This is a genomic window from Bacteroides sp. AM16-13, from assembly GCF_003602705.1.
GTDB classification, from domain to species: domain Bacteria; phylum Bacteroidota; class Bacteroidia; order Bacteroidales; family Bacteroidaceae; genus Bacteroides; species Bacteroides xylanisolvens.
Map to the genome: position 1 here is coordinate 169,110 of NZ_QTLK01000008.1, position 25,287 is coordinate 194,396.

Annotated in this window: 25 protein-coding genes; 10 read left to right on the forward strand and 15 right to left on the reverse strand. The window is 41.0% G+C overall.

What is annotated here, in order from left to right; all coding sequences use genetic code 11:
* Positions 1-26 precede the first annotated feature (26 nt).
* The 4 genes from DW173_RS08770 to ald all read left to right on the forward strand — a co-directional run bounded on the left by DW173_RS08770 (position 27) and on the right by ald (position 7,085).
* Positions 27-3,374: a SusC/RagA family TonB-linked outer membrane protein gene (locus tag DW173_RS08770; protein WP_120144327.1), complete on the forward strand. Its 3,348-nt coding sequence runs from the start codon at positions 27-29 to the stop codon at positions 3,372-3,374.
* A 10-nt stretch (positions 3,375-3,384) separates the two neighbouring features.
* A complete protein-coding gene (locus tag DW173_RS08775; protein ID WP_120144329.1) occupies positions 3,385-4,722 on the forward strand; it encodes a RagB/SusD family nutrient uptake outer membrane protein in 1,338 nt (445 codons plus the stop codon).
* Between the two features lie 442 nt (positions 4,723-5,164).
* On the forward strand, positions 5,165-5,848 hold the full coding sequence (locus DW173_RS08780) for a WG repeat-containing protein (protein ID WP_087321905.1): 684 nt from the start codon (positions 5,165-5,167) through the stop codon (positions 5,846-5,848).
* Between the two features lie 130 nt (positions 5,849-5,978).
* Entirely contained in the window at positions 5,979-7,085 is a 1,107-nt protein-coding gene (ald, locus tag DW173_RS08785; RefSeq protein ID WP_008025781.1) for an alanine dehydrogenase, read from the forward strand.
* A gap of 276 nt (positions 7,086-7,361) precedes the next feature.
* Here the strand turns inward: ald and DW173_RS08790 are convergent, their stop codons facing one another.
* The 7 genes from DW173_RS08790 to DW173_RS08820 form a co-directional block, all read right to left on the reverse strand.
* Complete coding sequence (locus tag DW173_RS08790) at positions 7,362-8,306, reverse strand: NAD(P)H-dependent flavin oxidoreductase (RefSeq protein ID WP_120144331.1); 945 nt, start codon at positions 8,304-8,306, stop codon at positions 7,362-7,364.
* A 168-nt stretch (positions 8,307-8,474) separates the two neighbouring features.
* Positions 8,475-9,200 (reverse strand): DUF4858 domain-containing protein, encoded by a 726-nt coding sequence (locus DW173_RS08795; protein ID WP_004314511.1) that lies wholly within the window; start codon positions 9,198-9,200, stop codon positions 8,475-8,477.
* A 211-nt stretch (positions 9,201-9,411) separates the two neighbouring features.
* The gene (locus DW173_RS08800; protein WP_008644616.1) at positions 9,412-9,936 is read right to left on the reverse strand and encodes a DUF4943 family protein; all 525 of its coding nucleotides are present in this window, start codon (positions 9,934-9,936) and stop codon (positions 9,412-9,414) included.
* A gap of 11 nt (positions 9,937-9,947) precedes the next feature.
* Positions 9,948-10,997 (reverse strand): outer membrane beta-barrel protein, encoded by a 1,050-nt coding sequence (locus DW173_RS08805; RefSeq protein ID WP_120144333.1) that lies wholly within the window; start codon positions 10,995-10,997, stop codon positions 9,948-9,950.
* Positions 10,981-11,532, reverse strand: a complete 552-nt coding sequence (locus DW173_RS08810; RefSeq protein WP_004300758.1) for an RNA polymerase sigma factor — start codon at positions 11,530-11,532, stop codon at positions 10,981-10,983. The genes DW173_RS08805 and DW173_RS08810 overlap by 17 nt, the downstream gene beginning before the upstream one ends.
* 225 nt (positions 11,533-11,757) lie before the next feature.
* Entirely contained in the window at positions 11,758-12,606 is an 849-nt protein-coding gene (gene nadC / locus DW173_RS08815; protein WP_004314515.1) for a carboxylating nicotinate-nucleotide diphosphorylase, read from the reverse strand.
* Positions 12,599-12,991, reverse strand: coding sequence for a DUF4783 domain-containing protein (locus DW173_RS08820; RefSeq protein ID WP_004311346.1), 393 nt, complete (start codon positions 12,989-12,991; stop codon positions 12,599-12,601). The genes nadC and DW173_RS08820 overlap by 8 nt, the downstream gene beginning before the upstream one ends.
* Positions 12,992-13,118: 127 nt before the next feature.
* On the opposite strand from DW173_RS08820, the gene rlmH reads away from it, so the two are divergent.
* Complete coding sequence (rlmH, locus tag DW173_RS08825; protein WP_004314516.1) at positions 13,119-13,592, forward strand: 23S rRNA (pseudouridine(1915)-N(3))-methyltransferase RlmH; 474 nt, start codon at positions 13,119-13,121, stop codon at positions 13,590-13,592.
* A gap of 19 nt (positions 13,593-13,611) precedes the next feature.
* On the opposite strand, the gene DW173_RS08830 is transcribed toward rlmH, so the two are convergent.
* The 6 genes from DW173_RS08830 to DW173_RS08855 all read right to left on the reverse strand — a co-directional run bounded on the left by DW173_RS08830 (position 13,612) and on the right by DW173_RS08855 (position 17,606).
* Entirely contained in the window at positions 13,612-14,211 is a 600-nt protein-coding gene (locus DW173_RS08830) for a nucleotidyl transferase AbiEii/AbiGii toxin family protein (RefSeq protein ID WP_022200187.1), read from the reverse strand.
* The gene (locus DW173_RS08835; RefSeq protein ID WP_004311349.1) at positions 14,166-14,465 is read right to left on the reverse strand and encodes a DUF6922 domain-containing protein; all 300 of its coding nucleotides are present in this window, start codon (positions 14,463-14,465) and stop codon (positions 14,166-14,168) included. Before DW173_RS08835 ends, DW173_RS08830 begins: the two co-directional genes overlap by 46 nt.
* Positions 14,466-14,542: 77 nt before the next feature.
* Positions 14,543-15,184 (reverse strand): HD domain-containing protein, encoded by a 642-nt coding sequence (locus tag DW173_RS08840; RefSeq protein ID WP_087323654.1) that lies wholly within the window; start codon positions 15,182-15,184, stop codon positions 14,543-14,545.
* 37 nt (positions 15,185-15,221) lie between these two features.
* Positions 15,222-15,677, reverse strand: coding sequence for a preQ(1) synthase (queF, locus tag DW173_RS08845; RefSeq protein WP_004304260.1), 456 nt, complete (start codon positions 15,675-15,677; stop codon positions 15,222-15,224).
* A 580-nt stretch (positions 15,678-16,257) separates the two neighbouring features.
* On the reverse strand, positions 16,258-16,917 hold the full coding sequence (queC, locus tag DW173_RS08850; protein WP_118219898.1) for a 7-cyano-7-deazaguanine synthase QueC: 660 nt from the start codon (positions 16,915-16,917) through the stop codon (positions 16,258-16,260).
* Positions 16,918-16,925: 8 nt separating this feature from the next.
* Positions 16,926-17,606, reverse strand: a complete 681-nt coding sequence (locus tag DW173_RS08855) for a queuosine precursor transporter (protein WP_004311352.1) — start codon at positions 17,604-17,606, stop codon at positions 16,926-16,928.
* 232 nt (positions 17,607-17,838) lie between these two features.
* On the opposite strand from DW173_RS08855, the gene DW173_RS08860 reads away from it, so the two are divergent.
* Positions 17,839-18,843 (forward strand): virulence RhuM family protein, encoded by a 1,005-nt coding sequence (locus tag DW173_RS08860; RefSeq protein WP_015532985.1) that lies wholly within the window; start codon positions 17,839-17,841, stop codon positions 18,841-18,843.
* A gap of 229 nt (positions 18,844-19,072) precedes the next feature.
* Here the strand turns inward: DW173_RS08860 and DW173_RS08865 are convergent, their stop codons facing one another.
* Positions 19,073-19,579, reverse strand: coding sequence for an RNA polymerase sigma factor (locus DW173_RS08865; RefSeq protein WP_004314521.1), 507 nt, complete (start codon positions 19,577-19,579; stop codon positions 19,073-19,075).
* Between the two features lie 164 nt (positions 19,580-19,743).
* Here DW173_RS08865 and DW173_RS08870 point away from each other — a divergent pair, with 164 nt between their 5' ends.
* A complete protein-coding gene (locus DW173_RS08870) occupies positions 19,744-21,033 on the forward strand; it encodes a DcaP family trimeric outer membrane transporter (RefSeq protein ID WP_008644596.1) in 1,290 nt (429 codons plus the stop codon).
* Between the two features lie 117 nt (positions 21,034-21,150).
* Here DW173_RS08870 and DW173_RS08875 read toward each other — a convergent pair whose 3' ends face one another.
* Entirely contained in the window at positions 21,151-22,560 is a 1,410-nt protein-coding gene (locus DW173_RS08875) for an OmpP1/FadL family transporter (protein ID WP_008774706.1), read from the reverse strand.
* A gap of 210 nt (positions 22,561-22,770) precedes the next feature.
* Between DW173_RS08875 and DW173_RS08880 the strand changes: the two genes are divergently transcribed.
* From DW173_RS08880 to pdxH, 3 genes are all read left to right on the forward strand, one after another.
* The gene (locus DW173_RS08880) at positions 22,771-23,772 is read left to right on the forward strand and encodes a 2-hydroxyacid dehydrogenase (protein WP_004314523.1); all 1,002 of its coding nucleotides are present in this window, start codon (positions 22,771-22,773) and stop codon (positions 23,770-23,772) included.
* 63 nt (positions 23,773-23,835) lie between these two features.
* A complete protein-coding gene (locus DW173_RS08885) occupies positions 23,836-24,540 on the forward strand; it encodes a pirin family protein (RefSeq protein ID WP_004314524.1) in 705 nt (234 codons plus the stop codon).
* Positions 24,541-24,583: 43 nt separating this feature from the next.
* Positions 24,584-25,231 (forward strand): pyridoxamine 5'-phosphate oxidase, encoded by a 648-nt coding sequence (pdxH, locus tag DW173_RS08890; RefSeq protein ID WP_120144335.1) that lies wholly within the window; start codon positions 24,584-24,586, stop codon positions 25,229-25,231.
* The last annotated feature ends 56 nt before the right edge of the window (positions 25,232-25,287 follow it).

Consider the following 25,287-nt stretch of genomic DNA (forward strand, 5'->3'; position numbering starts at 1 on the left):
ACTTATTACTTTAACTATCTACATTAATGAGAAAAAAATACTTGTGCATTCTTATATGCCTCTTTGCAAATGCGCTGGCCTTTGCCAGCGCTGCTAATCGTACAATCACCGGAGTCGTTATATCCGGTGAAGATAATGAACCTCTGATCGGTGCTTCCGTATATGTTAACGCAGATGACTTGAAAAAGGCCGGAGCATCACAGACTTCTCTAGGTACTATCACTGATATGGATGGTAAATTCTCCATTTCCATTCCGGAAAAGGTGACTAGGTTACATTGTAGTTATATAGGATTTGAAGAACAAGACATCGTTTTGCAAGCAGGAAAAGATACTTATCGTATTGTACTTCAAGCTTCTGCACACACATTGGGAGACGTCGTAGTAACCGGTTATCAAGAACTGGAACGTCGTAAACTGACTGCTGCCATTGCCAAAGTAGATGTTACAGATGGAATGGTAGGTGCTGCAAAAAGTATCGACCAGGCATTAGCGGGACAAATCGCCGGTGTGGCTGTAACGACAACTTCCGGTGCACCGGGAGCTCCAGCACGTATTCGTATTCGTGGTACTGCTTCACTGAATGGAACACAAGACCCGTTGTGGGTATTGGATGGAATACCTTTAGAGGGGACAGATATTCCAGAAATCAACAAAGACAACGATAATGACATCGTAAATATGTCACAATCTTCTATCGCAGGTTTAAGTCCAAACGACATTGAAAGCATTACGATATTAAAAGATGCAGCTGCTACTGCTATCTATGGTGCACGTGCTGCAAATGGCGTAATTGTGGTAACAACCAAAAGAGGAAAAACCGGAAAACCTGTTATTAACTTCAATACTAAATTGACTTATACTCCAAATCTCAATACTTCACGACTCAACTTACTAAACTCGGAAGAGAAAGTCGATTTGGAACTTCAATTGTTAAAAGAAGCACGGTTTGACATATTATGGGGATTAACAGATCCGATACCGGTATTTCCTGAAAAAGGAAAAGTTGCTGCTATCATGAAACAATATAACTTAATAGACATCTATAAAGAACAGGGGTGGAACGGACTGACACCTGAAGCCCAAAATGCTATAAACAAACTGAAAACAATCAATACAGATTGGAATGACATATTATTCAGAGATGCTTTTACGCAAGAATATAACTTTAGCATTTCTGGTGGTAGCGAAAAGGTTACTTATTACAACTCACTTGGTTATGTCAAAGAAAACGGAAATGTACCAGGTGTAAGCATGAGCCGTTTTAATCTGACCAGTAAAACGTCTTACCAAATCAACAAAATATTAAAAATTGGAATGTCTATTTTTGCCAACAGACGCAAGAATAACACATTTATGACTGATACTTACGGACTTATTAACCCTATATATTATTCACGTATCGCCAACCCTTACTTTGCTCCGTTTGACGAACAAGGAAACTACCTTTACGATTACGACGTAGTCAGAAGTAATGAAACAGATGAAAAGCAAGGCTTTAATATATTCGAAGAACGAGCAAACACCAATAAAGAATCTGTCACCACAGCCATCAATTCTATCTTTGATGTTCAGCTACGTTTTAACGATCAGTGGAAAGTTTATTCACAGATTGGTGTGCAATGGGATCAATTGTCGCAAGAAGAATATGCCGGGATAAATTCATATAATATTAGGAATATACGTGAAACCAATAAATATTGGAAAGATGGTGTACACACTTATCTCATACCAGAAGGAGGTATGCTTAAAACAACTAATAGTACAACTTCACAACTCACATGGAAAATCCAGGGAGAATACAAAAACACATTTGGGGATATACATGACATACAGATAATGGCTGGTTCGGAAATTCGCAAAAACTGGGTAGACAACCAAGCCTCAACCGGATACGGATATGATCCCAAGAAACTAACATTCCAGAATCTCATATTTAATGATGAAGCACAAGCCAATGATTGGAATCTAAAAACTAAATCGTACAAGGAAAACGCTTTTGCTTCTTTCTTTGCCAATGGTTCATATACTTTAATGAATCGTTATACATTGGGAGGAAGTGTGCGCATGGATGGTTCTGACTTATTCGGAGTAGATAAGAAATACCGTTTCTTACCAATCTATTCGGTAAGCGGTTTGTGGCGTTTATCTAATGAATCGTTCATTAGACAATACAAATGGATTGATAATTTAGCTCTTCGCCTTTCTTATGGTTTGCAAGGAAATATTGATAAGGGAACCTCTCCATTCCTAGTCGGGAAATATGATAATGTGAATATTTTACCTGGTTACAGTGAAGAAAATATTATTATCAATAGTGCTCCCAACAGTAAATTACGCTGGGAAAAAACAGCATCTTACAATTTAGGAATGGATTTTTCCGTACTCAATCAAGCCATCAATCTTAGTGTGGATTACTACTATAGAAAAGGAACAGACTTAATTGGTTCTAAAGCATTAGCTTTGGAAAATGGATTCACTAATATGTCTATAAACTGGGCTAGTATGGAAAATAAAGGTGTAGAAGTAAATCTGCAGACACGTAATATCACCACTAAAAACTTCTCTTGGTACACTACTTTCAACTTCGCATATAATCAAAATAAAGTACTAAAAGTACTTACAGATAAAAGCCAAGTGACTCCTAGTCTGGAAGGATATCCTGTAGGTGCAATCTTTGCGCTAAAAACAAAAGGTATAAATCCTGATACAGGACAAATCTATCTTGAGAATAAAGAGGGCAAAGCTGTCACTGTAGAAGAATTATTTAGAATGACATCGAATGAAGACGGACTTGGCACTTACCAAATAGGACCGAATAGCGAAGAACAAAGAGATTTCTACAGCTATGTCGGAACGTCAGACGCTCCCTATACGGGCGGTTTTCTAAATACGTTCAATTACCGCAATTGGGAACTGAACCTGAATTTTTCTTATAATTTTGGAGCACACGTAAAAACTACTCCAAGTTATAATGTGTCTGACCTAGATCCAGGACGCAATATGAATAGAGACATACTAGATAGATGGACGCCGGAAAATAAAACAGGAAAATTCCCTGCATTAGCAACGTATAACTACAATCCGGCTGACTACTACTTGTTCAGTACTCGAAATGACATTTACAGATCACTGGACATCTGGGTAAAAAAACTAAGCTTTGTACGCCTACAAAATATTCGTCTTGCTTATCGGGTTCCATCCGAATGGCTGCATAAACTAAGTATAGGTGGAGCCACTGTAGGCTTAGAAGCTCGTAACCTATTCGTTATCAGCTCTAATTATGATAATTATATGGATCCGGAGTCAATGGGCAACCTATACTCTACCCCAGTTCCCAAATCCATTACCTTCAATCTAAGTCTTAACTTTTAAAAAATATATTATGACAAAGAAAATATATTATATATTCACATTAATAGGAAGCCTGTTATTATCTTCTTGTGATAGTTATTTGGACATACAGCCAGTAGGCCAAGTAATTCCCAATACGCTAGCTGAATACAGAGCTTTATTCACAACAGCTTACAATACAGCACTCAATGACAGAGGAATATGCGAAATCAGAACAGATATCGCAACCATATTACAGTCTGATGCCACTTCCAAAAATTCTTTAGGAGATGTTGAAAAATGGAATGATGTTAATCCGAATGCAAGTACGAGACAATTTGGATGGGCGGCCTATTATACCAATATCTATTATGCCAACGCAATCATCGATAAAAAAGATGAAATATCAGAAGGAAGTCAAGAAGATATTAATCAATTAGTTGGAGAAGCTTACCTCATGAGAGCATATATGCACTTTATATTGGTCAATCTTTATGGACAACCTTATACAGCTGCCGGAGCATTAGAAACCAAAGCAGTTCCTCTCAAACTCAATACTGATTTAGAAGAAATACCATCACGAAACACTGTAAAAGAAATATATACCTCCATATTGTCTGATATAGAAACAGCAAGGAAACTGATTTATAAAAAAGAATGGGAAGTTCAATATTCATACCGTTTCTCAACATTGTCAGTAGATGCTATGGAATCACGGGTATATTTATACATGGGTGAATGGGGCAAATCTTATGAATCTTCGGAACGTGTACTAGCCGGAAAATCAACATTAGTGAACCTAAACGATGAAGGAGACAAACTTCCTAATGAATTTACATCTGTAGAAATGATCACTGCCTATGAAATTTTCCCGAATAGCGATTATGCCGGATCACTCTTACTGTACCCTGCATTTTTACAAGAATATGAGGAAGGAAAAGATCTACGCCCAAACAAGTACTATCAAGCAAATAAAAATGGAGATTATACTTCTATCAAAAGTGGTGAATCTAGATTCAAATGTACTTTCCGCACTGGAGAGTTTTATTTAAATTCAGCAGAAGCTGCTGCACATTTAAACAAATTGCCTGAAGCACGTTCACGACTTCTAAAGTTAGTAGAGAATCGTTATACACCAGAAGGTTATGAACAAAAGAAGAATGAAATAAATGCGATGAGCCAAGAAAAGCTAATCACAGAAATTCTGAAAGAACGCGCTCGTGAGCTTGCTTTTGAAGGACATCGCTGGTTTGATTTACGCCGAACTACCCGACCAGAAATCAAAAAAGAAATAGAAGATGTGACCTACACACTTGTACAAGATGACTCCCGCTATACATTGCGTATTCCACAAGATGCAATTGATGCCAATCCTGGATTATTAAACTAATAACATATTACCATCTATATTCTTATAGATATCACTAAATAACAAACTATAAAAAACTCTCTTTACCAAAAGCGTAAGGGGAGTTTTTTTATTCTGTCCACTAACTACTTTATATTTTATCTACACATCTCGTCCATCGCTAAATCTTTATCCTCCAAAAGCATTGCCGATTAACAGAAAATCCGTATCTTTGTCCGCACTTATTACGGAAAATAACGTAGAAGCGTTTAGAATATTATCCCTATTCAGAATCTGGTAAATTCATCAACAGTGGGGTAATGGCAACTAAGCGTTCACGTCTTTGTTATATGCAAGGGCGTGGACTCTGTTGTTCATTCACTGTTGGGCTTACCAGAGCCTTGAATAGAATGAACTAACGACGTCCACGCTTCTCTTGTATATATATGGTATCCGGACGCTTACCACACAAACAATAAAGAAAATGAGCAGCACTATTACAAAGTTCTTCGCTTCTTTTTTAGCTTATGGGGTAGCTAATAAGAAAAAGCGCTTCTCGGCCATTGGCCGTTTCTCTGAAGGATTGGCACCGGTTAAAGGAAAAATCCAATGGGGATACATTAATAAAGAGTATGACGTTGTCATTCCTCTAATGTATGAACGGGCTTTCTCGTTTAAAGAAGGATTAGGGCTGGTAGTACTTAATTCTCAATACGGATTCATCGACCATACCGGACAAATACGGATTCCGTTTAAATACGCAGCCGCTCACTCGTTTGAGCAAGAATGTGCACGAGTATGTCACGATGGATTATGGGGACTGATTGACAGACAAGGAAACTACATTCTTCCACCGACTTACAGTCAAATGGAGCAATTCGCGGAAGGATTAGCCCTCGTCTCACTACACAACAAAGTAGGATTCATTAATAAGAAAGGAGAAGTTATCATTCCGCTGGAATATGATAACGGATGCTCTTTTTCTGAAGGATTAGCTGCTGTTTGTATTGAAAGCCAGTCGTCCAAGTGGGGATACATAAACAAAGATAATGAAGAAGTACTTCCTTTTAAGTACGATATTGCAGAACCCTTTTATAACAACATAGCTCGAGTGGGTCTCTATGGAAAAAGCATGAAAATCAACAAGCAGGGCAGTGAATGTCTATAAAACAACCACTCTACGCATTTATTCATCTCAACACGCGAAGACATTCTGTTCTAAAACATCCCCTTACGAACAACAACGTAAGGGGATTTTTCGTACTTTCGAACATGTTAAATCTTTAATACGCAACATTATGATTATCGGAGTACCAAAGGAAATCAAAAACAATGAGAACCGTGTAGGCATGACACCTTCGGGAGTGGCTGAAGTGGTAAAACAAGGGCATCGGGTATTTATCCAACATACAGCGGGAATAAATAGCGGTTTTCCGGATGAAGCATATCAAGCTGTCGGCGCACATATCCTGCCAACAATAGAAGATATTTACGCCACTGCCGAGATGATCGTAAAGGTGAAAGAGCCGATAATCACTGAATATAACTTAATAAGAAAAGGACAGTTACTATTCACTTATTTCCATTTTGCTTCCGACAGGGAGTTAACCCTTGCCATGCTCTCCAACAAATCAATATGCCTGGCTTACGAAACTGTAGAAGAAGCAGACCACACATTACCTTTATTAATTCCGATGAGCGAAGTTGCCGGACGTATGTCTATTCAGGAAGGTGCCCGTTTTCTAGAAAAGCCGCAGGGTGGAAAAGGTATTCTTTTGGGAGGTGTGCCAGGTGTTAAACCGGCTAAAGTATTAATTTTAGGTGGCGGAATCGTAGGTAGCAATGCTGCACAAATGGCTGCGGGAATGGGGGCAGACGTCACTATCACAGATATAAATCTGGCACGTTTGCGCTATTTGAGTGAAACACTTCCTAAGAATGTAAAGACATTGTATGCATCCGAACTAAGAATCAGAAAAGAATTGCCGGATGTTGATTTAGTTGTCGGTTCCGTATTGATTCCCGGCGATAAAGCACCACATCTGATTACTAAAGAGATGCTTTCGATGATGCAACCCGGCACAGTATTAGTAGATGTAGCAATTGACCAGGGAGGATGCTTCGAGACTTCTCACCCAACCACCCACAGTGCACCGACCTATATTGTAGACGGAATCGTTCATTATGCAGTAGCTAATATTCCGGGAGCCGTACCTTATACTTCCACTCTTGCACTGACCAATGCCACCCTCCCCTACGTGATCGCTTTAGCAAATAAGGGATGGAAAAAAGCCTGCAAAGATAATCCGGCATTGGCTCTTGGACTGAATATTGTAGAAGGAAAAATCGTTTATAAAGCTGTAGCCGATGTATTTGGTTTGAAATACGAACCTGTCAGCCTATAATAACGGTTAAATGGGAATTTAGCGGTTAAATGAGATTTTAGCGGTTAGGCTGAAAGCCTTACAATTATATATTTATTGGGGTGCCCTGAAAGGGCTTAATTATATACCGTAGGGCAACGCCCTACGTAAAAACGACAATCTGAATTTGCGCCCTGAAAGGGCATAATTGTATACAGTTCCGCCCTTTCAGGGCTTGTGGCTGGGGTGTTTTTTTCGTAGGGCGTTGTCCTACGCTATATAATTAAGCCCTTTCAGGGCACTCCGCAAAATTATCATTTATCGTTCAAACAAATATTTTTTCTCCACAGCTTGCCGATAAGATTCAACCAATTCATTCATCACCTCTGCCACCGACTGTCGACGGGATATTATTGCCGAGACCTGACCTATTTCCAGTTCACCTTCTTCCAAGTCACCTTCGAAGATACCTTTCTTAGCACGTCCGCGTCCGAGCAAAGTTCTTAATTCCTCGGAAGTTGCACCACTATCTTCAGCCTTCTCCACCGCTTCACGAAAAGCATTTTTTACCAATCGTGTCGGAGCCAGCTTTTTCAACAACAACTTAGTATCCCCTTCACCGAGACTCAAGCAATACTCTTTAAATACCGGACTCGCAGAACTTTCTTCAGTCAGCGCAAAACGTGTTCCTATTTGCACACCTTCCGCCCCCAACACCATAGCAGCCAGTATTCCTTCTCCTGTACCAATACCTCCCGCGGCTATCAAAGGCAATGTGGTAGCCTCACGCACAGCAGGAATCAAACAGAAAGTCGTTGTTTCCTCCCGCCCATTATGCCCTCCGGCTTCGAAACCTTCAGCTACTACTGCATCCACCCCAGCTTCTTCACATTTCACAGCAAAACGAGAAGATGAAACGACATGAACAACTGTTATTCCACGCTCCTTCAACCATCCGGTCCACGTTTTCGGATTTCCGGCAGAGGTAAAAACAATCTTCACCCCCTCTTCCACTACAATATTCATAATCTCTTCTATTTGGGGATACATCAAAGGGATATTCACTCCAAAGGGAAATTTTGTGGCCGCATTACATTTACGGATATGTTCACGTAAAGTGTCCGGATGCATAGAACCGGCGCCGATCAATCCCAATCCGCCGGCATTGCTCACGGCAGAAGCAAGACGCCAACCGCTACACCACACCATACCACCTTGAATAATAGGATATTGAATACCCAGAAGGGAAGTAATTCTATTCATAATTAATAATTTATCTATGTTTTAATATGCCAAAAGACCAATGATAACGACAGAGTTATATAACAATGCGCCAACATAACAATACACAAATATACTAATTATTCAATTACAAACACTCTCAAGTTAGTACATTACACATTGTTACATCAACACATTATTATAACGTCTTCAGCGTGCAATCTGTTCGATCGGTTTATTTATCAACACAGTTGTAGAATCTCCATAAGTTCTCAAAACCTCCAATGTACGGGCGCGGTTATCTCTGCCTTTCTTATTCCAGAACTCTTTGGTAAAGACAGCCATCAGGTCAAGTCCACCGACCGTTCCTCCATTGATATACACTCCGCTTCCACCAAACAAGGGAATAGGTGCGTCCATCACTACCGTGTTCACCATCATTCCATTGGCACGTTCGCTCAACTGCCGGAAACGTACTCCACTCGCCTGTATCTCATCCAAAGATTTACGCACCCCTTTCGCCATCGGATTACGTGCCCAGTTCGAGTAGGATCTTTGATGGCGTATCTCATAGAAAGGATCTCCCCGCCAAGTGTTTTTATCAATCTTTATCTTCTTCTGATAGATAGGGTCCCAGTTATAACGGGTATTCGCTTTATATGGCATCAAGCTCAACACCACTTTCGGTTTAGGCAACGCTTCAGGAAGCGATTCATCAGGCATCATCCAGCTTTTCTCCTCCGACATTCGGGGAGTACCAACTGCAGTTCCGAAATCAATCGACTTTACAGCATCCATATTCAAATGCAACTCCTGGTCACTCTCCAGCAATTTCTTCAAATGCAAAGAGTCTTGCGCCGTCCATACTTGCGAATATGCAAATAAAGCCGTCAGGCACAGTACCATCGTTGCAATAAACCGTTTCAATCTATCCATCCTCTATCCTCTTTCATTACCTGTTATTTTGGAGCACTTCATATACCCTAATGCACATACGTTTCTCCCTTACGTTACCACCTATATTCTCCTACGAGAAGCGGTCTTTTGAGCGTAGTAATCCCCTGTCAGCAGCATAAGACTACTGATACAAACAAACGTTCCCACATGAATGTTTCCTATTTTTTACTTTCCGAAAGCTCCTCCTTTGTTACCACCAACGATAACCCGATCCACAAAGCGGCTCATCGTAGCACGGATCGATCGTCCATCTTGTTTTCGGATATTGGCGTTCTTCCCACCAACTACGATAACAAGCGGCTGCATCGAGCACTTCCTCATCAGTCAGGAAATAAATTGCTTCATAATTTTCAGCATTCGCCAATACCATTTTGCAACCTAATGACGGAGGTGTGCCCTGACGGATAGACTCAATCACCCAAAGCATACACTCGCCCAACCGAATTTTACCGTTGTTCATATTATAAACCGACGGAAAAGAAGGAATAATGGTCAGATCTTCTGCATATTTTAAAAGTTCGGGGATGTCCTCTTCCGTAAAATGAGGGACCTCCACCACCCCTTTATCATTCTTCATCTTGTACGTACCCGACTTCAATTGTTTCACAAAAAGGGCAACATCCGGATTGTTATAATCCATTTCTTCGCTGGTGCATCCTGTAAAAGATACGATCAGGCAAACAGCCATCCACAGCATTAGTAGTGTTTTTTTCATTTTCATAAGGATTAATACGTCATGCGAAGTCCGCAAAGTAAATTAAAATTAGTCGGCCGTTTCGTTCGTACCGTAGCCAGTTTCGAATCTGTTTTGAAATGATGCGAAACTCCGGGTTCGGCAAAAACAGCAAGTCGGTCATTAATCTTATAATTGATTCCAATGCCGGCAGTCACTGCCAGTTGGATAGGTTCTTCTTTAAAACTGTTGTCCGGCGCGCCGGCGATACATTTATCGGCTATTCCGCCTACGGTAGCGTAAAGGTCAAATTTCTTCGTATCTACCAGTGTTACATTTACTTTAACGGGGATACCCAGATAGTGCAAATGCTGCCCCGCCGAACGAAGGTTTGAATAAAGCAGTCCGGTTTCTATTCCGAGAGATTCGTTTAGTTTACGCTCTACCGTTACCCCTGCGGAAACCGGCATTTTATAAGTGCCATTATCAGCCGGAAGCGCCGTGCCTACCTGAACTTTCATCGCCCAGCGATGCTTTTTCACCGCTTTGGGTTGAGCCACATTCACATTCGATTGTTCTTCCGGAGCTACAGATGATTCCGTATCACCGTTTGTTGCCTGCCAAAAGCCGTTATTCCCTTGATTACCATATCGGTTGCCATTTCCTGTGGAAGTGGTGGCGGAAAAAGAAAACGACATGGAGAAAGTGATAGAAAGCGAATCTTCTTCCTCCGTGTATTGTGACAGCATACCGTAAGACTTTGGAGCCGGTTTCGGCAACACCGGTTCTACCGGCAACGGTAACTGATTGACGCGTATTCCATCTCCATCCATCTGCCCTCCATTTGTCACGGCTATCTTTGTAAATGCTTCTTCCATTTCTTCTTTGGGAGAGAAATACAAGAAAGTAGCCGACGAGGCCGCCAAAACGAGCAATACAGATGCCGCAGCCGCCACACGGAAGAGCAGAATCCGACGACGATGCTGGCAAGCCACAGGTATTTCCTGCGAGAGCTCTTCCCAAAAACCATCCCGTACATTCATCCCGGCATCAGCGAGACGCGTGCGAAACAGATCGGTTATTTCATCATTTTCTTTCTTCATGATTCCTATACTCTTTAATTCTTTTTGCTAACAAATACTTGGCCCGGTGCAACTGCGAAGTAGACGAATGCTCTTTAATGTGAAGCATCTTGGCTATCTCCTTGTGCGATTTCTCTTCAAACACATAAAGGTTGAAAACGGTTCGGCAACCATCCGGCAATTCGGCAATAAAAGCCATCAATTGCTCTTCGGAGATTCCAGCCCCTCCTCCCGAGTCCGATATATCCGGTATATCGGGAAGCTGCTCTTCATGCACTACCAACTGGCTGACTCGTTTCTCCCGCCGCAGGAAATCGAGTGATTGAGTAACCATCACCCGGGTTATCCATGTACAGAGCGAAGACTCGCCCCGGAACGAGAAGTTGGTAAAAATCTTGATGAAACCGTCATGCAGTACATCGTGCGCCGCATCCATATCGCCCGTATAGCGGAAACATACCGCCAGCATCTGTTTGGAATAGAGGGTGTAAAGTTCCTTTCGGGCTGAATCCTTTCCTGCCCGACAGCCCTTTATCAGTTCTATCTCGTTTTCCAAAGTCAATTACTTTTTTTTAAAATCGAACGTATGTCTGCGTCGTTTTACTCATTAGACGCAAGAGTTTGAGGAATGCTGCAAGGAATATTGCTAAAAGAAGTTAAAGAATAGAAGAGAGTTCACCACAGAGGACGCAGAGTACACAAAGGAACAATGATAGGAAATTCTTCCTATAAAGTAAGTTTAAAACCTCTGTGTACTCTGCGTCCTCTGTGGTGAAAAAAATCAGCACGCTTTGAAACTCATATCCAGTCCTTTCACTGAATGAGTCAAAGCCCCTACCGAGATGAAGTCTACGCCACATTCGGCATAGTCACGGAGGGTATCAAAGGTAATGCCGCCCGAAGATTCGGTTTCGTATTTGCCTGCTACCATCTCCACTGCTTTCTTAGTCATCTCGGGAGTGAAGTTATCAAACATGATACGATCCACTCCGCCGAGGTCAAGAACTTGTTGCAGTTCGTCGAAGCTGCGGACTTCTATTTCTATTTTCAGGTCTTTGCCTTTTTCTTTGCAATATTCTTTAGCGCGAGTGATAGCTTTGTCGATACCTCCGGCAAAGTCTACATGGTTGTCTTTCAGAAGAATCATGTCGAACAAACCAATACGATGGTTTACTCCACCACCGATTTTCACTGCCATTTTTTCGAGGATGCGCATACCGGGAGTTGTCTTACGGGTGTCGAGCACACGGGTATTTGTTCCTTCCAATACCTTTGCGTATTTGCGGGTCATGGTTGCGATGCCGCTCATACGCTGCATCACGTTCAACATCAGACGTTCGGTCTGAAGCAAAGATTGCACTTTTCCTTCCACTACCATTGCTACGTCGCCCGGTTTCACTTCTGTTCCATCGTTGATGAACACTTCCACTTTCATAGTGGGGTCGAAGCGGTTGAAAATTTCTTTGGCTACTTCGATACCTGCCAGTACACCGGCTTCTTTGATAAGCAATTTTGATTTTCCCATTGCCGTAGCGGGAATACATGAAAGGGTGGTATGATCACCATCACCTATATCTTCTGCAAAAGCAAGATCGATCAACTTGTCGATCAGTTCTTTTTCCTTATTCATTGATCTTGTCAATTCTTATTTGATGTATTAAATATTGATTCTGCACTTTCTTCAGGAAACAGTTCACACGAAAGTTCCCATTAGTAGTAGCCAACGTGCCGATAACGAAACTTGATTCGTCCCGTTTTCCCTGATGGTTCACGTTAAATCCGCTGACTTTATTCTCCGTAAAGAATTCCTGCATCGCAGCTGTTGCTTTCTGTTTGTCAACGTTTGTCGAGCGACCTTGGAGCACCAGGTTTACCTTGTCCCCCATATACTTACTTAGCTCTTGCGAGCTTCCTCTTTTAAATGCCGTAATCACTCCTGCCGGTATCTCTTGCGCCATTAGCAACGAGAGGGAAAGAAGCAATGCGGTCATTCCTACGAGCACTCGTTTTTTCATAATTACAAGCTTTTAAGTTGAAGTTTAAAGGCTTAAACTTTCAACTAATGATAGGCAAAGGTAAGCATTAATTGCAGAATAACATAAAAAATGCCTATTTTTGTGCAATAATCAGAATTGTAGACGTATGAAAACAACCCTGCTCGTCGTAGGACGAACCGTAGAACAGCACTATATCACTGCCATCAACGACTATATCCAGCGCACCAAACGCTATATCACTTTTGATATGGAAGTGATTCCCGAACTGAAAAACACCAAGAGTCTTTCAATGGAAGTACAGAAAGAAAAGGAAGGAGAACTGATACTGAAAGCCCTTCAACCGGGTGACGTCGTGGTGCTGCTCGATGAACACGGAAAAGAAATGCGCTCTCTTGAGTTTGCCGAATATATGAAACGGAAAATGAATACGGTGAATAAACGATTGGTGTTCATTATCGGAGGTCCTTATGGCTTTTCAGAAAAAGTGTATCAGGCAGCACACGAAAAGATTTCAATGTCCAAGATGACTTTCTCACATCAGATGATCCGGCTGATATTCGTTGAGCAGATTTATCGGGCGATGACTATATTGAATGGAGGGCCGTATCATCATGAATAGTAACTTATCTCATATACTATTATAAACGAGACAAAATAGACTTTTTAATTTCGTCCCAAGATACATCCACAAACATATAAGGCATTGGCTCCTCCTCCGCATCTTCAAAATAAGCTAAACTTTTCATAGCCATAAAAGAAGATGAGTCAGGATATTTTTGAGAATAGAAATCCAATAGATTTTTCAATGAATACTTTTTCAACAAAAAGTAAATATCTACAAAATCTTTTTTAGTACCCCTCCCTTCAATAGCGGTAATTTTCATTGCCGCAATATCTCTAGGACTTGCCAAACGTATCCCATCTTTATATACGACATCATCAAGCCAAGGATAAGTATAGTTCACGATATCTATTTTAACCTCATTCAATACGTAAATGTGTATATTCTTAGAATCATTTAAGATAGTCAGTGTCCCAAGTGTTCGCAAAGCTTCCTTCAAATCTTGAGAATCTACATTAATCTGACCAAAAAAATCCAAATCGACCGACTTTCGATGTCCTAATTGCAAAGCTAATGCAGTACCACCGACTAGACGAGTATTACAAAGTACAGGTAACTGTTGCAACTTTTTTAAAAGTTCCAGTGTTGTGGATTCGACCGTTGATAAGTGTAACATCTAAATTGTTCTTTAGGAGTTTGTGAAATGGCAGAAAGATAAGCTAAAGCCCGAGGCTCCAATTCACGAAACCCTTTAGCTATTTCGACGATCCTCCCAAGTCCATAATATTGTTTTACAATATTCCAATCTTGCAACATACCATATTCAAGCACTCTCTTTATTATATATTGTGAATGCTTCTCCATATCCAAATCATCTTTATTGACATCCCAAAAAAGATATGTTGAAAATCGAGTAATATATTCTTCCATTGTCTATCGTATTGCAATCCTTAATATGACAAAGATAAAAATAAAAAATGAATCGAACGCAAGCTAATAGCTATATTTCACAAAACTGTATTATTCTCTTCTTCATAGATTTTATTAAAAACTCTACAAAGTTTTTTTTCATCCGCAATTAGTTGACGAAGTTCTGCCAACCGTCCGGCATTATCCGATTGGGGTATCCATAACGTCAGATACCCTCCTTCTGCATATTTTTCAGTTAGATGTTTCCGAAAACGGGCATATTGCTCTTCTTTATCCATCTCCGGATAATGAGACAGCCCATATTGTACGGTACGGCGTAAAGTAACTTCGGGATCAATAATTCGGTCAGCCTCGGCAACAATCATTCCATAGATTGTTCTGGGAGCCTGTTTATTAGAAGCCCGATGATCTTCTATCGCCTCTTTCATCTGCAACAGCTGTTCATCCGTAAACCAACGCCGCAAAGTTTCGTCGGCTAACAATACTTTGCCGGAGGTTATATGATGAAATTCACGTCCTTCATACAACCCCAGGTCATGATAAGCAGCAATGACATAAACCATCGAATAATCGACTTCATAATACGTCGCTAATTTCAGACTTTCCTCAATTACCTTTTCTACATGGTCAATTTGATGCGCTTTATCAAAGTTAGCGTATTGAGGAATAATACTTTGCCGAACATAGTTTTGCAATTCAGCAGGCACATGATGAGTCATATTCGATCTTTTTAGCTAGTAAATTCTTTTATTTATATTATTCCCGATTCATCAAACGATGTTCTGCCATCTGTTCGAACTTTGTTCCCGGACGACCATAATTGGCATACGGATAAATGGAAATACCACCACGAGGAGTAAATATTCCCGTTACTTCTATGTATTTGGGATTCATCAATCGGATAAGATCTTTCATTATGATGTTCACACAATCTTCATGAAAGGCACCATGACTGCGGAAACTGAAAAGATACAATTTCAAACTTTTGCTTTCTACCATTTTTATATCAGGAATGTAGCTGATACGTATTTCAGCAAAATCCGGTTGCCCTGTGATAGGACACAAACTTGTGAACTCCGGGCAGTTAAAACGTACCCAATAGTCATTTTCAGGATGCTTATTATCAAAAGCTTCCAATACTTCAGGAGCATAATCTTGCTTATACTCGGTCTTTCTTCCTAATAAAGAAAGTTGGTCTTTTAATTCTGTCATTGTATTCGTTAACTACAATCCCTATCCTAGATAAAAAAACACATTTCCTCTTTCACCTATCACCGGCCAGTCTCAAACGCTCTATTCATCGATGTTTCAGTGGTGAAAGATTCGTTTTACAACCTATCACCGCATCTATCACCTATCACCATCAACCCTTAACCCACAGTTGCTTTATCCGCAGCTTACTTGTTACAGTTTGTTTCATTACCTGAAACAAAGAGTTTCCCGTAGAGAAACAAAGTGTTTCACACCGAGGAACCAAGAGTTTCACGCCTTGGAACTAATAGTTTCAAGCAACAGAAACTTTAGTTTCTCACCGTTGAAACTCTAGTTTCCTACCGTTGGAACTTTAGTTTCAAGCTGCTGAAACTAAACTAAGCCAATACATTCCAGGCAGAAGCTACTATCTTCTATTAATTGAAACTTACCGATGACAATAGATGTGACGGCAAAATATCAAGTTTTGTTGCTGTCACCACTTGCTGTCACAAACTATTTATTTTATAATCAACTGTTTAACAACAACAATGTGACAGATGACAGCAAGAAAATGCATTTTAATCTCTATGTAGAGATATTATTGATTCTTACTTTTTAAATACTTCTCCAATCCTTCCCGTCGTAACGTACAAGCCGGGCAATGTCCGCAGCCATCTCCTTGAACACCATTATAGCATGTCAAAGTCTCGGTGCGAATCAGTTCCAGTACTCCCAATTCGTCGGCCAACGCCCATGTCTCTGCTTTATCAATCCACATCAAAGGAGTATGAATTACAAACTGTTCATCCATAGCCAGATTGAGAGTCACATTTAGAGACTTGATAAACGCATCCCTACAATCGGGATAGCCGCTGAAATCCGTTTGGGAAACTCCCGTTACCAAATGATTAATACCACGTTCACGGGCATACACCGCCGCAATACCCAAAAAGAACAGGTTGCGTCCCGGAACAAATGTATTGGGAACACTATCTGCCGGCTTTTCCTGATCCATCACTATGGTGGTATCGGTCAATGAATTATGGCCTAACTGTCCGATGAAGGAAACATCCATCACATCAAATTCCACTTCCGCTTTCCGGGCTATCTCCCGCGCAAGTTCCACTTCTTTCTGATGCTTCTGACCATACAGAAAACTCAAGGCATATACTTTCTTAAAATTGCGTTTTGCCCAAAACAGGCAAGTGGTAGAATCCTGCCCACCACTAAACACAACCAATGCTACTTCTCTATTCATATTCTATATTAAATATCTTTGACTTTCAATACATTATAAGAGATATCGGTGTCGTAAACATCACTACCGTCTATTTTCTTGATTGCTTTCACCACACGGATCGTCACCGGGAGGATCATCACCTCATACAAGGATTTCAATACAATCTGAATCCCCATCATGATAAGCAATTCTTTCCAGGCAATGACACCTCCAAAAGCTACCGGGAAGAAAATCAATGAATCGGCAGTCTCACCCACCACAGTCGACCAAATGGCACGGGCTGAAAAGTTACGTCCCTGACTGGCTACTTTCATTTTACTCATCACATACGCATTGAGAAATGAGCCTACCAAAAAGGCCATCAGACTGGCAGCCACAATACGTGGAGCCATACCGAACACAAAATCAAAGTGCTCTTCACCTTCCCAAAAAGGAGCAGCAGGAATGGCAACAGCTATCAACCCAAGAGCGACCACAAAGAAGTTCATAGCAAAACCACTCCAAATGATAAGGCGCGCTTTCTTGAATCCCCAAACCTCGGCGATACAGTCATTTATAATATAAGAAATAGGAAAAACCAATAATCCGGCTGTTACGGTCAAACTACCGATCTGGATTACTTTCGTTTCAAGAAGATTGGCTGCAATAAGGCAAACGTTAAAAAGGATACCCAGCAGCATAAAGGGTACAGATACTTTTTCTTTCATAATTCCTGTTTTTTACGTGGTGTTCTAGAATACACGACCGCTATTCACGGCATCAAATGTCTTTTTATTCTTTTGCGCTGCAAAGGTATAGGAAAAACTATGAAAAAGCAAAAGAAATCCGATGATTGACATACATTTCACCGAAAAGACATAACTTTGCCAAATACAGAGCTTAATGTTTGTATCAAAGATTAAACTTATAAACTATATTTAAAGAAACGATATCTAAATCATGGCAAAAGAAAATAAAAGCAATATCATCATCTACCAAAGCGAAGACGGGCAGACACACATAGAAGTGCAGATGGACGAAGATACCGTATGGCTATCCCAACAGCAAATGGCCGACCTTTACCAGACATCTCGAACAAATGTGGTAGAACATATTAAGCACATTTATGAAGATGGTGAACTTGTTGAAGAATCAACCTGTCGGAAAATCCGACAGGTTCGACAAGAAGGAGCGCGCATGGTTGAAAGAGAAATTCCTCACTACAATCTTGATATGATAATATCTTTAGGCTACCGAATAAATTCAATTCAAGCCACACACTTCCGTCAATGGGCAACGGCACGCCTTAAAGAATATATCATCAAAGGCTTCACCATAGACGATGAACGATTGAAGCAGATGGGAGGAGGCTATTATTGGAAAGAGTTACTCGACCGCATCCGTGACATCCGATCGTCTGAAAAGGTGATGTATAGACAAGTGCTTGATATCTATGCTACTGCCGTAGATTACGATCCCCACGCCAAACAATCTATTGAATTCTTCAAGATTGTTCAGAATAAGCTACACTTTGCAGCCCACGGACATACAGCTGCAGAAGTTATTTATGAACGAGCCGATGCCGACCAACACATGATGGGACTAACTTCCTTTAAAGGCGACCATCCGACCTTGCGCGATGCAAAGATAGCCAAGAACTACTTGAGCGCAGAAGAACTCAAAGTGCTGAACAACCTTGTCTCCGGATATTTTGATTTTGCCGAAGTACAAGCTATCAAGCATCGTCCAATGTACATGAACGATTACATCAAACATCTGGATGCCATACTGTCTTCCACGGGAGAAGTTCTATTGATGGATGCCGGTATGATAAGTCATGAACAAGCTATGGATAAAGCTGAAACAGAATATCGCAAGTGGGAAGTGCGCACGCTTTCACCTGTAGAACAAGCCTACCTCAACAGTATCAAAACACTGCATCATAAAACTAAAAAGAAAGGATGACTAAAAAAAAATGAAAACTCTCTATGAACAATCCTTTTCAGACGACTACAGTGAAAGAAAAAGCTATAGAAGCAGCCCATACCGCACAAGCAACTGTCCAAAAGGCTAAACACAGAGTACAGGAAATACTGGATTGACAATAAAAAAGAGCCTTCCCATCAGCGTCGTATTCTGACAGGAAGGCTCATCACTTTGACCTTAAAACACATCACTCAATTAAAAAGGCGCATCAGGAGGAGAAATCTTTCAATTCCTCTTTCAACCGTTTACGGATGAAAAACAGACGGCTCTTCACCGTTCCCATCGGCAATCCTAATTTCTCGGCAATTTCTCTATATTTAAATCCAGCTACAAACATCTGAAAAGGCACTTTCATCTCTTCCGGTATGGAATGTATCACCCTATACAACTGTTTCATATCGTATGTAAATTCGAATCTGTCAGCATCCTCATCTTCTATCAGATGTTGTTGATTGATGGAGTAACTATCATCAATCAAGTTCATTTCGCGAACTGTACGACGATAGTTATTCACGAAAATATTACGCATAAGCGTATACATCCATCCTTTCAGATTTTTGCTATACGTAAACTTCTCCTGATTATCCAATGCCTGCAACAAACAATCCTGAACCAAATCATTGGCAGATTCGCGATCTGCCGTCAATTTATATGCGAAGCGATGCAAATCCGGTTGTATCGCTAATATTCCTTTCGTAAAATCTACTTTTTCCATCGTCGTATTTCTTTTATCTAAATTAGTACGATACAAAGATCCGCTTTTTTAGAATCATTATAAATAGCAATTCTTCCGATTAGTTTGGCAATTTTTCCTTTGCCCCTCTCAACCATTTCTTTTTTTAGTTGTTGATTGGGCATTCACCTAAAACTTAACTCATAATGAAAACAAGCTTTAAAATGGTAGCTATGCTACTGGGGATAGGAATTTTCCCCCTCTGTGCCCATGCGCAAAAGAAGGTAATCATCGAAGATGAAGAGCCCAACTCGATCATGTTTGTCTCGAAGAACAAAGCAGGAGATGAAATCATCCGAATCATGAACGACCGTTCACAGATGCGTTTTCACGACCCCAATGCTCCCCGCTTCCTGCTCACTGACCAGAAAGGGAAATTCGCCCTCGGCATCGGAGGGTACGTTCGTGCAACGGCAGAGTATGATTTTAACGGTATCGTTAATGATGTAGATTTCTATCCGGCATTGATACCACAACGCGGAAGCGGCAATTTTGCAAAGAACCAATTCCAGATGGATATCACCACTTCCACCCTGTTCCTCAAATTGGTAGGACGTACCAAACATTTGGGAGACTTCGTAGTTTACACTGCCGGAAACTTCCGTGGCGATGGAAAGACCTTTGAATTACAAAACGCTTACGCACAATTCCTCGGTTTCACCATCGGGTACAGCTATGGTTCGTTCATGGACCTCTCCGCACTGCCTCCAACTATCGACTTTGCAGGGCCTAACGGTTCAGCCTTTTACCGCACTACGCAATTAAGCTATATGTGTGATAAGTTGAAAAACTGGAAGTTTGGTGTTTCTATGGAAATGCCTTCGGTAGACGGAACAACCAATAATGATTTGTCTATCAACACCCAACGGATGCCTGACTTTGCCACTTCCGTACAGTACAACTGGAACAGCAACAGCCATATTAAATTAGGAGCCATTATCCGCAGCATGACTTATTCGAGCAATGTGCATGAGAAAGCCTATTCTGCTACTGGCTTCGGTCTGCAAGCCTCTACAACCTTCAATATTACCAAGAAATTGCAGGCATACGGACAGTTTAATTATGGAAAAGGTATCGGTTCCTACCTGAATGATTTAAGCAACCTGAACGTAGATATCGTCCCCGATCCTGACAAGGAAGGAAAAATGCAAGTTCTTCCGATGCTGGGATGGTATGCAGGATTGCAATACAATCTTTGCCCGAGTATCTTTATATCCGGAACATACAGTCTGTCCAGACTTTATTCTGAAAATGGATATCCTAGTGAGAATCCCGAATCCTATCGTAAAGGACAATATCTGGTAGCCAATGCTTTCTGGAATGTAAGCAGCAATCTGCAAGTCGGCGTTGAATATTTGAGAGGATGGCGCACTGATTTCAGTTCCGCAACCCGTCATGCCAACCGGTTGAATATGCTGGTGCAGTATTCTTTCTAAATCAGCATATACATAAAAGATTATTTCATTGTATAAAATTGAAGAGGGAGACAGCCATTGAAACGCTGTCTCCCTCTCATCATTATTAACTTCGTATTTTATTGAGTTCTAATTTATTTAGAATCTGTAGTCAATGCTAAGACCAAATACTTTGTTAGTACGGCTATATACATTGGTACCAGGCAATCCTGTACCACTATAATTCTTTGAAGTTTTAGTATAATCTTCATAGGTAGTCCACATATAACCAACATTCAAAGCTGCTCTTTCACTCAACTTCACTTTCGCTCCAACACCCAATGTATAAGAGTCACAAGAGAAACTCGTATCACTTTGGAAATCGTCAGATAATCCGTAGTCTGTAATCTGTCCGCCACAGCTCAATGTCAGTTGCTTGGTTACATCCCATTCAATACCCATTAAATATTCATTTGCTCCCTTTGTCAGATATTTCTGTTTGTCACCAGCCATTCCCGCTTTCTTATCATCATAGAAGTGATACTCTACAGATGCACGCAACACTGGAAGGAATTCATAAGCCACTGCTACCGAAAGCATAGAAGGAATATCATTCGGAGTATTCACACCGTCTTTATAGCTACCAACCAAACTCTCCGCCGAATCTGGATATTTCAAATTATTAGTTTTGTTTTCAATATTCAAGTTCGTCTTGAATTCATATTTCGCACCAATATTGAATTTACCAAACTTGGCATCCACACCGAGAACAGGAGTCAATCCCCAACCCGTCTGATCACAATCCAATTCCAGATTCATCAATTCGCCACCACCATAAGCTTCTTTCAGATGAGCATTTAGAAAACCTTTATAACCACCTGTAAAATAGTTCATACGTCCACCGGCGAATGCAGAAAGCCAATCGTTAATTTTATAAGTTAGTCCTAACTGTAAAGAATAGATGTATTGCTTACCATCCATTGCACTATTGATGTCATACATATTGGGAGTCACAAGAGGACTTTGTACACCAGGAGTAAGGTGTCCCGGAATACTACCCTGAAAAATCCCCGCCATAGCAGCCGCGTCGAACATAGGCAGACCGTCATCAAACGAAGCCTTTCCACCTCCGCCAGTTATAGCGAAGAAACCGGAAATCGTCCAATCTCCTTTCTTATAGGCTGCGAACACGCTAGGAATGACCGGTGCAGCAGCTTTTCCCTTATAATATTTATTAAATGGATTATCAGATTTTGTTGGTACCGGTTTCCCATCAACCATAACCGGGCTCCCATTATTCATAGCAATTCCATTATAAGTATAGAAGCTAGCATCAATATTTCTCGTCTGAAAGGCACTCTGAACACTCAATCCCATATGGAAACCATCATTCGGCAAAAAAGCCAAACCGGCAGGATTGGACAAAGCCCCGTCTATTTCAAAGGTAGCACCACGAGATAGCATACGAAGAAAAGCAGCGTGTTGATTAGTATTTGTCAGAAGACCTCCGGCAAAAGTTGGAATTGAAACGATTAGCATTACAAATCCAATCAAGGAAATTTTTCTCATCTAAATCTTTTTTTAATTATTTCGGGCGCAAAGATACGATATTATTGCACACGAGAGATACGTTTGTGCATTTATTTTCGTTTAGCCTCCTATTTTAATTGAAAAAGTAAACTGTTTCTAATGAAACAATTCTCATTTATAACCCAAAAAAGGATAAACAATTCACCCTATTTTAGCGTTTACTAGTAAGCAATAAAAACTGAAAATATTATGGCCTATACAATTGCATTTTTCGGCACAAAGCCTTATGACGAGTCCTCTTTCAATGACAAAAACAAAGAGTTTGGATTTGAAATACGATATTACAAAGGACACCTGAATAAAAACAACGTACTACTGACACAAGGAGTGGATGCAGTCTGTATCTTTGTGAACGACGTTGCCGACGCAGAAGTAATCCGTGTGATGGCGGCAAACGGAGTGAAACTACTGGCATTACGCTGTGCCGGATTTAATAATGTAGATTTAAATGCTGCCTCCGCTGCCGGAATCACCGTAGTGCGGGTTCCCGCTTATTCTCCCTATGCTGTTGCAGAATACACGGTAGCACTTATGCTATCGCTAAACCGCAAAATACCTCGCGCCTCCTGGCGTACCAAAGACGGTAATTTCTCCCTGCACGGTCTGATGGGATTCGATATGCACGGGAAAACAGCAGGTATCATCGGCACAGGAAAAATAGCGAAAATATTAATTCATATCTTAAGAGGTTTCGGCATGAACGTACTGGCTTACGACCTCTATCCGGACTACAACTTCGCCCGTCAAGAACAAATTGTTTATACTTCACTGGACGAACTATACCACAATTCGGATATTATCTCCTTACACTGTCCGCTCACTGAAGAGACCAAATACCTGATAAACGACTACTCTATCAGCAAAATGAAAGACGGAGTAATGATTATCAATACCGGTCGCGGGCAACTGATTCATACCAATGCACTGATTGAAGGACTGAAGAACAAAAAAATAGGTTCCGCAGGACTGGACGTATACGAGGAAGAAAGCGAATACTTTTATGAAGATCAATCCGACCGCATCATCGACGATGATGTACTCGCCCGTTTGCTCTCGTTCAACAATGTAATCGTCACTTCTCATCAAGCTTTTTTCACACATGAAGCAATGGAGAATATTGCCGCAACCACCCTGCAAAACATAAAAGATTTTATCAATCACAAGCCTTTATTAAATGAAGTGAAGAAATAAAACTTTTAAGCCGCTTTCTTTGTTTACCAAACATATAAACAAATAAGAGAAAGGACAGTTTTTATGAAAAAAGTAATACATAAAGCAGATACAAGAGGACATTCCCAGTATGATTGGCTGGATAGTTATCACACTTTCAGTTTTGACGAGTACTTCGACTCCGACCGTATCAATTTTGGTGCTCTTCGCGTATTGAATGATGATAAGGTTGCGCCCGGACAAGGTTTTCAGACTCACCCGCATAAGAATATGGAAATTATTTCCATTCCTCTGAAAGGACATCTGCAACATGGAGACAGCAAGAAGAACAGCCGCATTATTACTGTCGGAGAAATTCAGACAATGAGTGCGGGAACAGGAATCTTCCATAGTGAAGTAAATGCAAGTCCGGTAGAACCGGTGGAATTCCTGCAGATTTGGATTATGCCGAGAGAACGGAACACCCGTCCCGTTTATCAGGATTTCAGCATTGCAGAACTGGAGCGTCCGAACGAACTGGCAGTCATCGTATCGCCCGACGGTAGCACACCTGCTTCCCTTTTGCAAGATACCTGGTTCTCCATCGGCAAAGTAGAAGCCGGAAAGAAATTAGGTTATCACATGCATCAAAGTCATGCAGGCGTCTATATCTTCCTCATTGAAGGAGAAATAGTAGTAGACGGTGAAGTTCTGAAACGTCGTGACGGCATGGGTGTTTACGATACGAACAGCGTTGAACTGGAGACATTGAAAGACTCACATATTCTATTAATAGAAGTACCTATGTGATATCATCATTAAAAATAATAAACTAAAGCTGCCAGATAATCTTATGGCGAAATTAAACATAGCAGATATCCGACAGGAATATACGAAAGGCGGGTTGCGGGAAAGTGAACTTCCCGGCGACCCGCTTTCGCTTTTCAGTCGTTGGCTGCAAGAAGCGATTGACGCAGAGGTGGACGAACCGACTGCGGTCATTGTAGGAACTGTATCCCCCGAAGGGAGACCGTCCACACGTACAGTATTGTTAAAAGGACTCCATGATGGAAAATTTATCTTTTATACCAATTACGAAAGCCGCAAAGGCAGACAATTGGCACAAAACCCATCTATCTCCCTCTCTTTTGTCTGGCACGCCCTTGAAAGACAAATACATATAGAGGGAATAGCGACGAAAGTTTCACCGGAAGAATCGGATGAATACTTCCGGAAGCGTCCTTATAAAAGCCGGATTGGCGCACGAATTTCTCCGCAAAGTCAACCGATAGCAAGCAGAATGCAATTGATACGATCTTTCGTCAGAGAAGCCGCCCGATGGATTGGAAAAGAAGTGGAAAGACCTGATAATTGGGGCGGATATGCCATCACACCTACAAGGATTGAATTCTGGCAAGGACGCCCCAACCGACTACACGACCGCTTTCTATACACCCTACAACCGGACGGAGAATGGAAAATCAGTCGTCTTGCTCCTTGATTTCGTCGATTTTTCTTGGCAACTCCAACTAGAATACGTAATATTGCAACTATAAA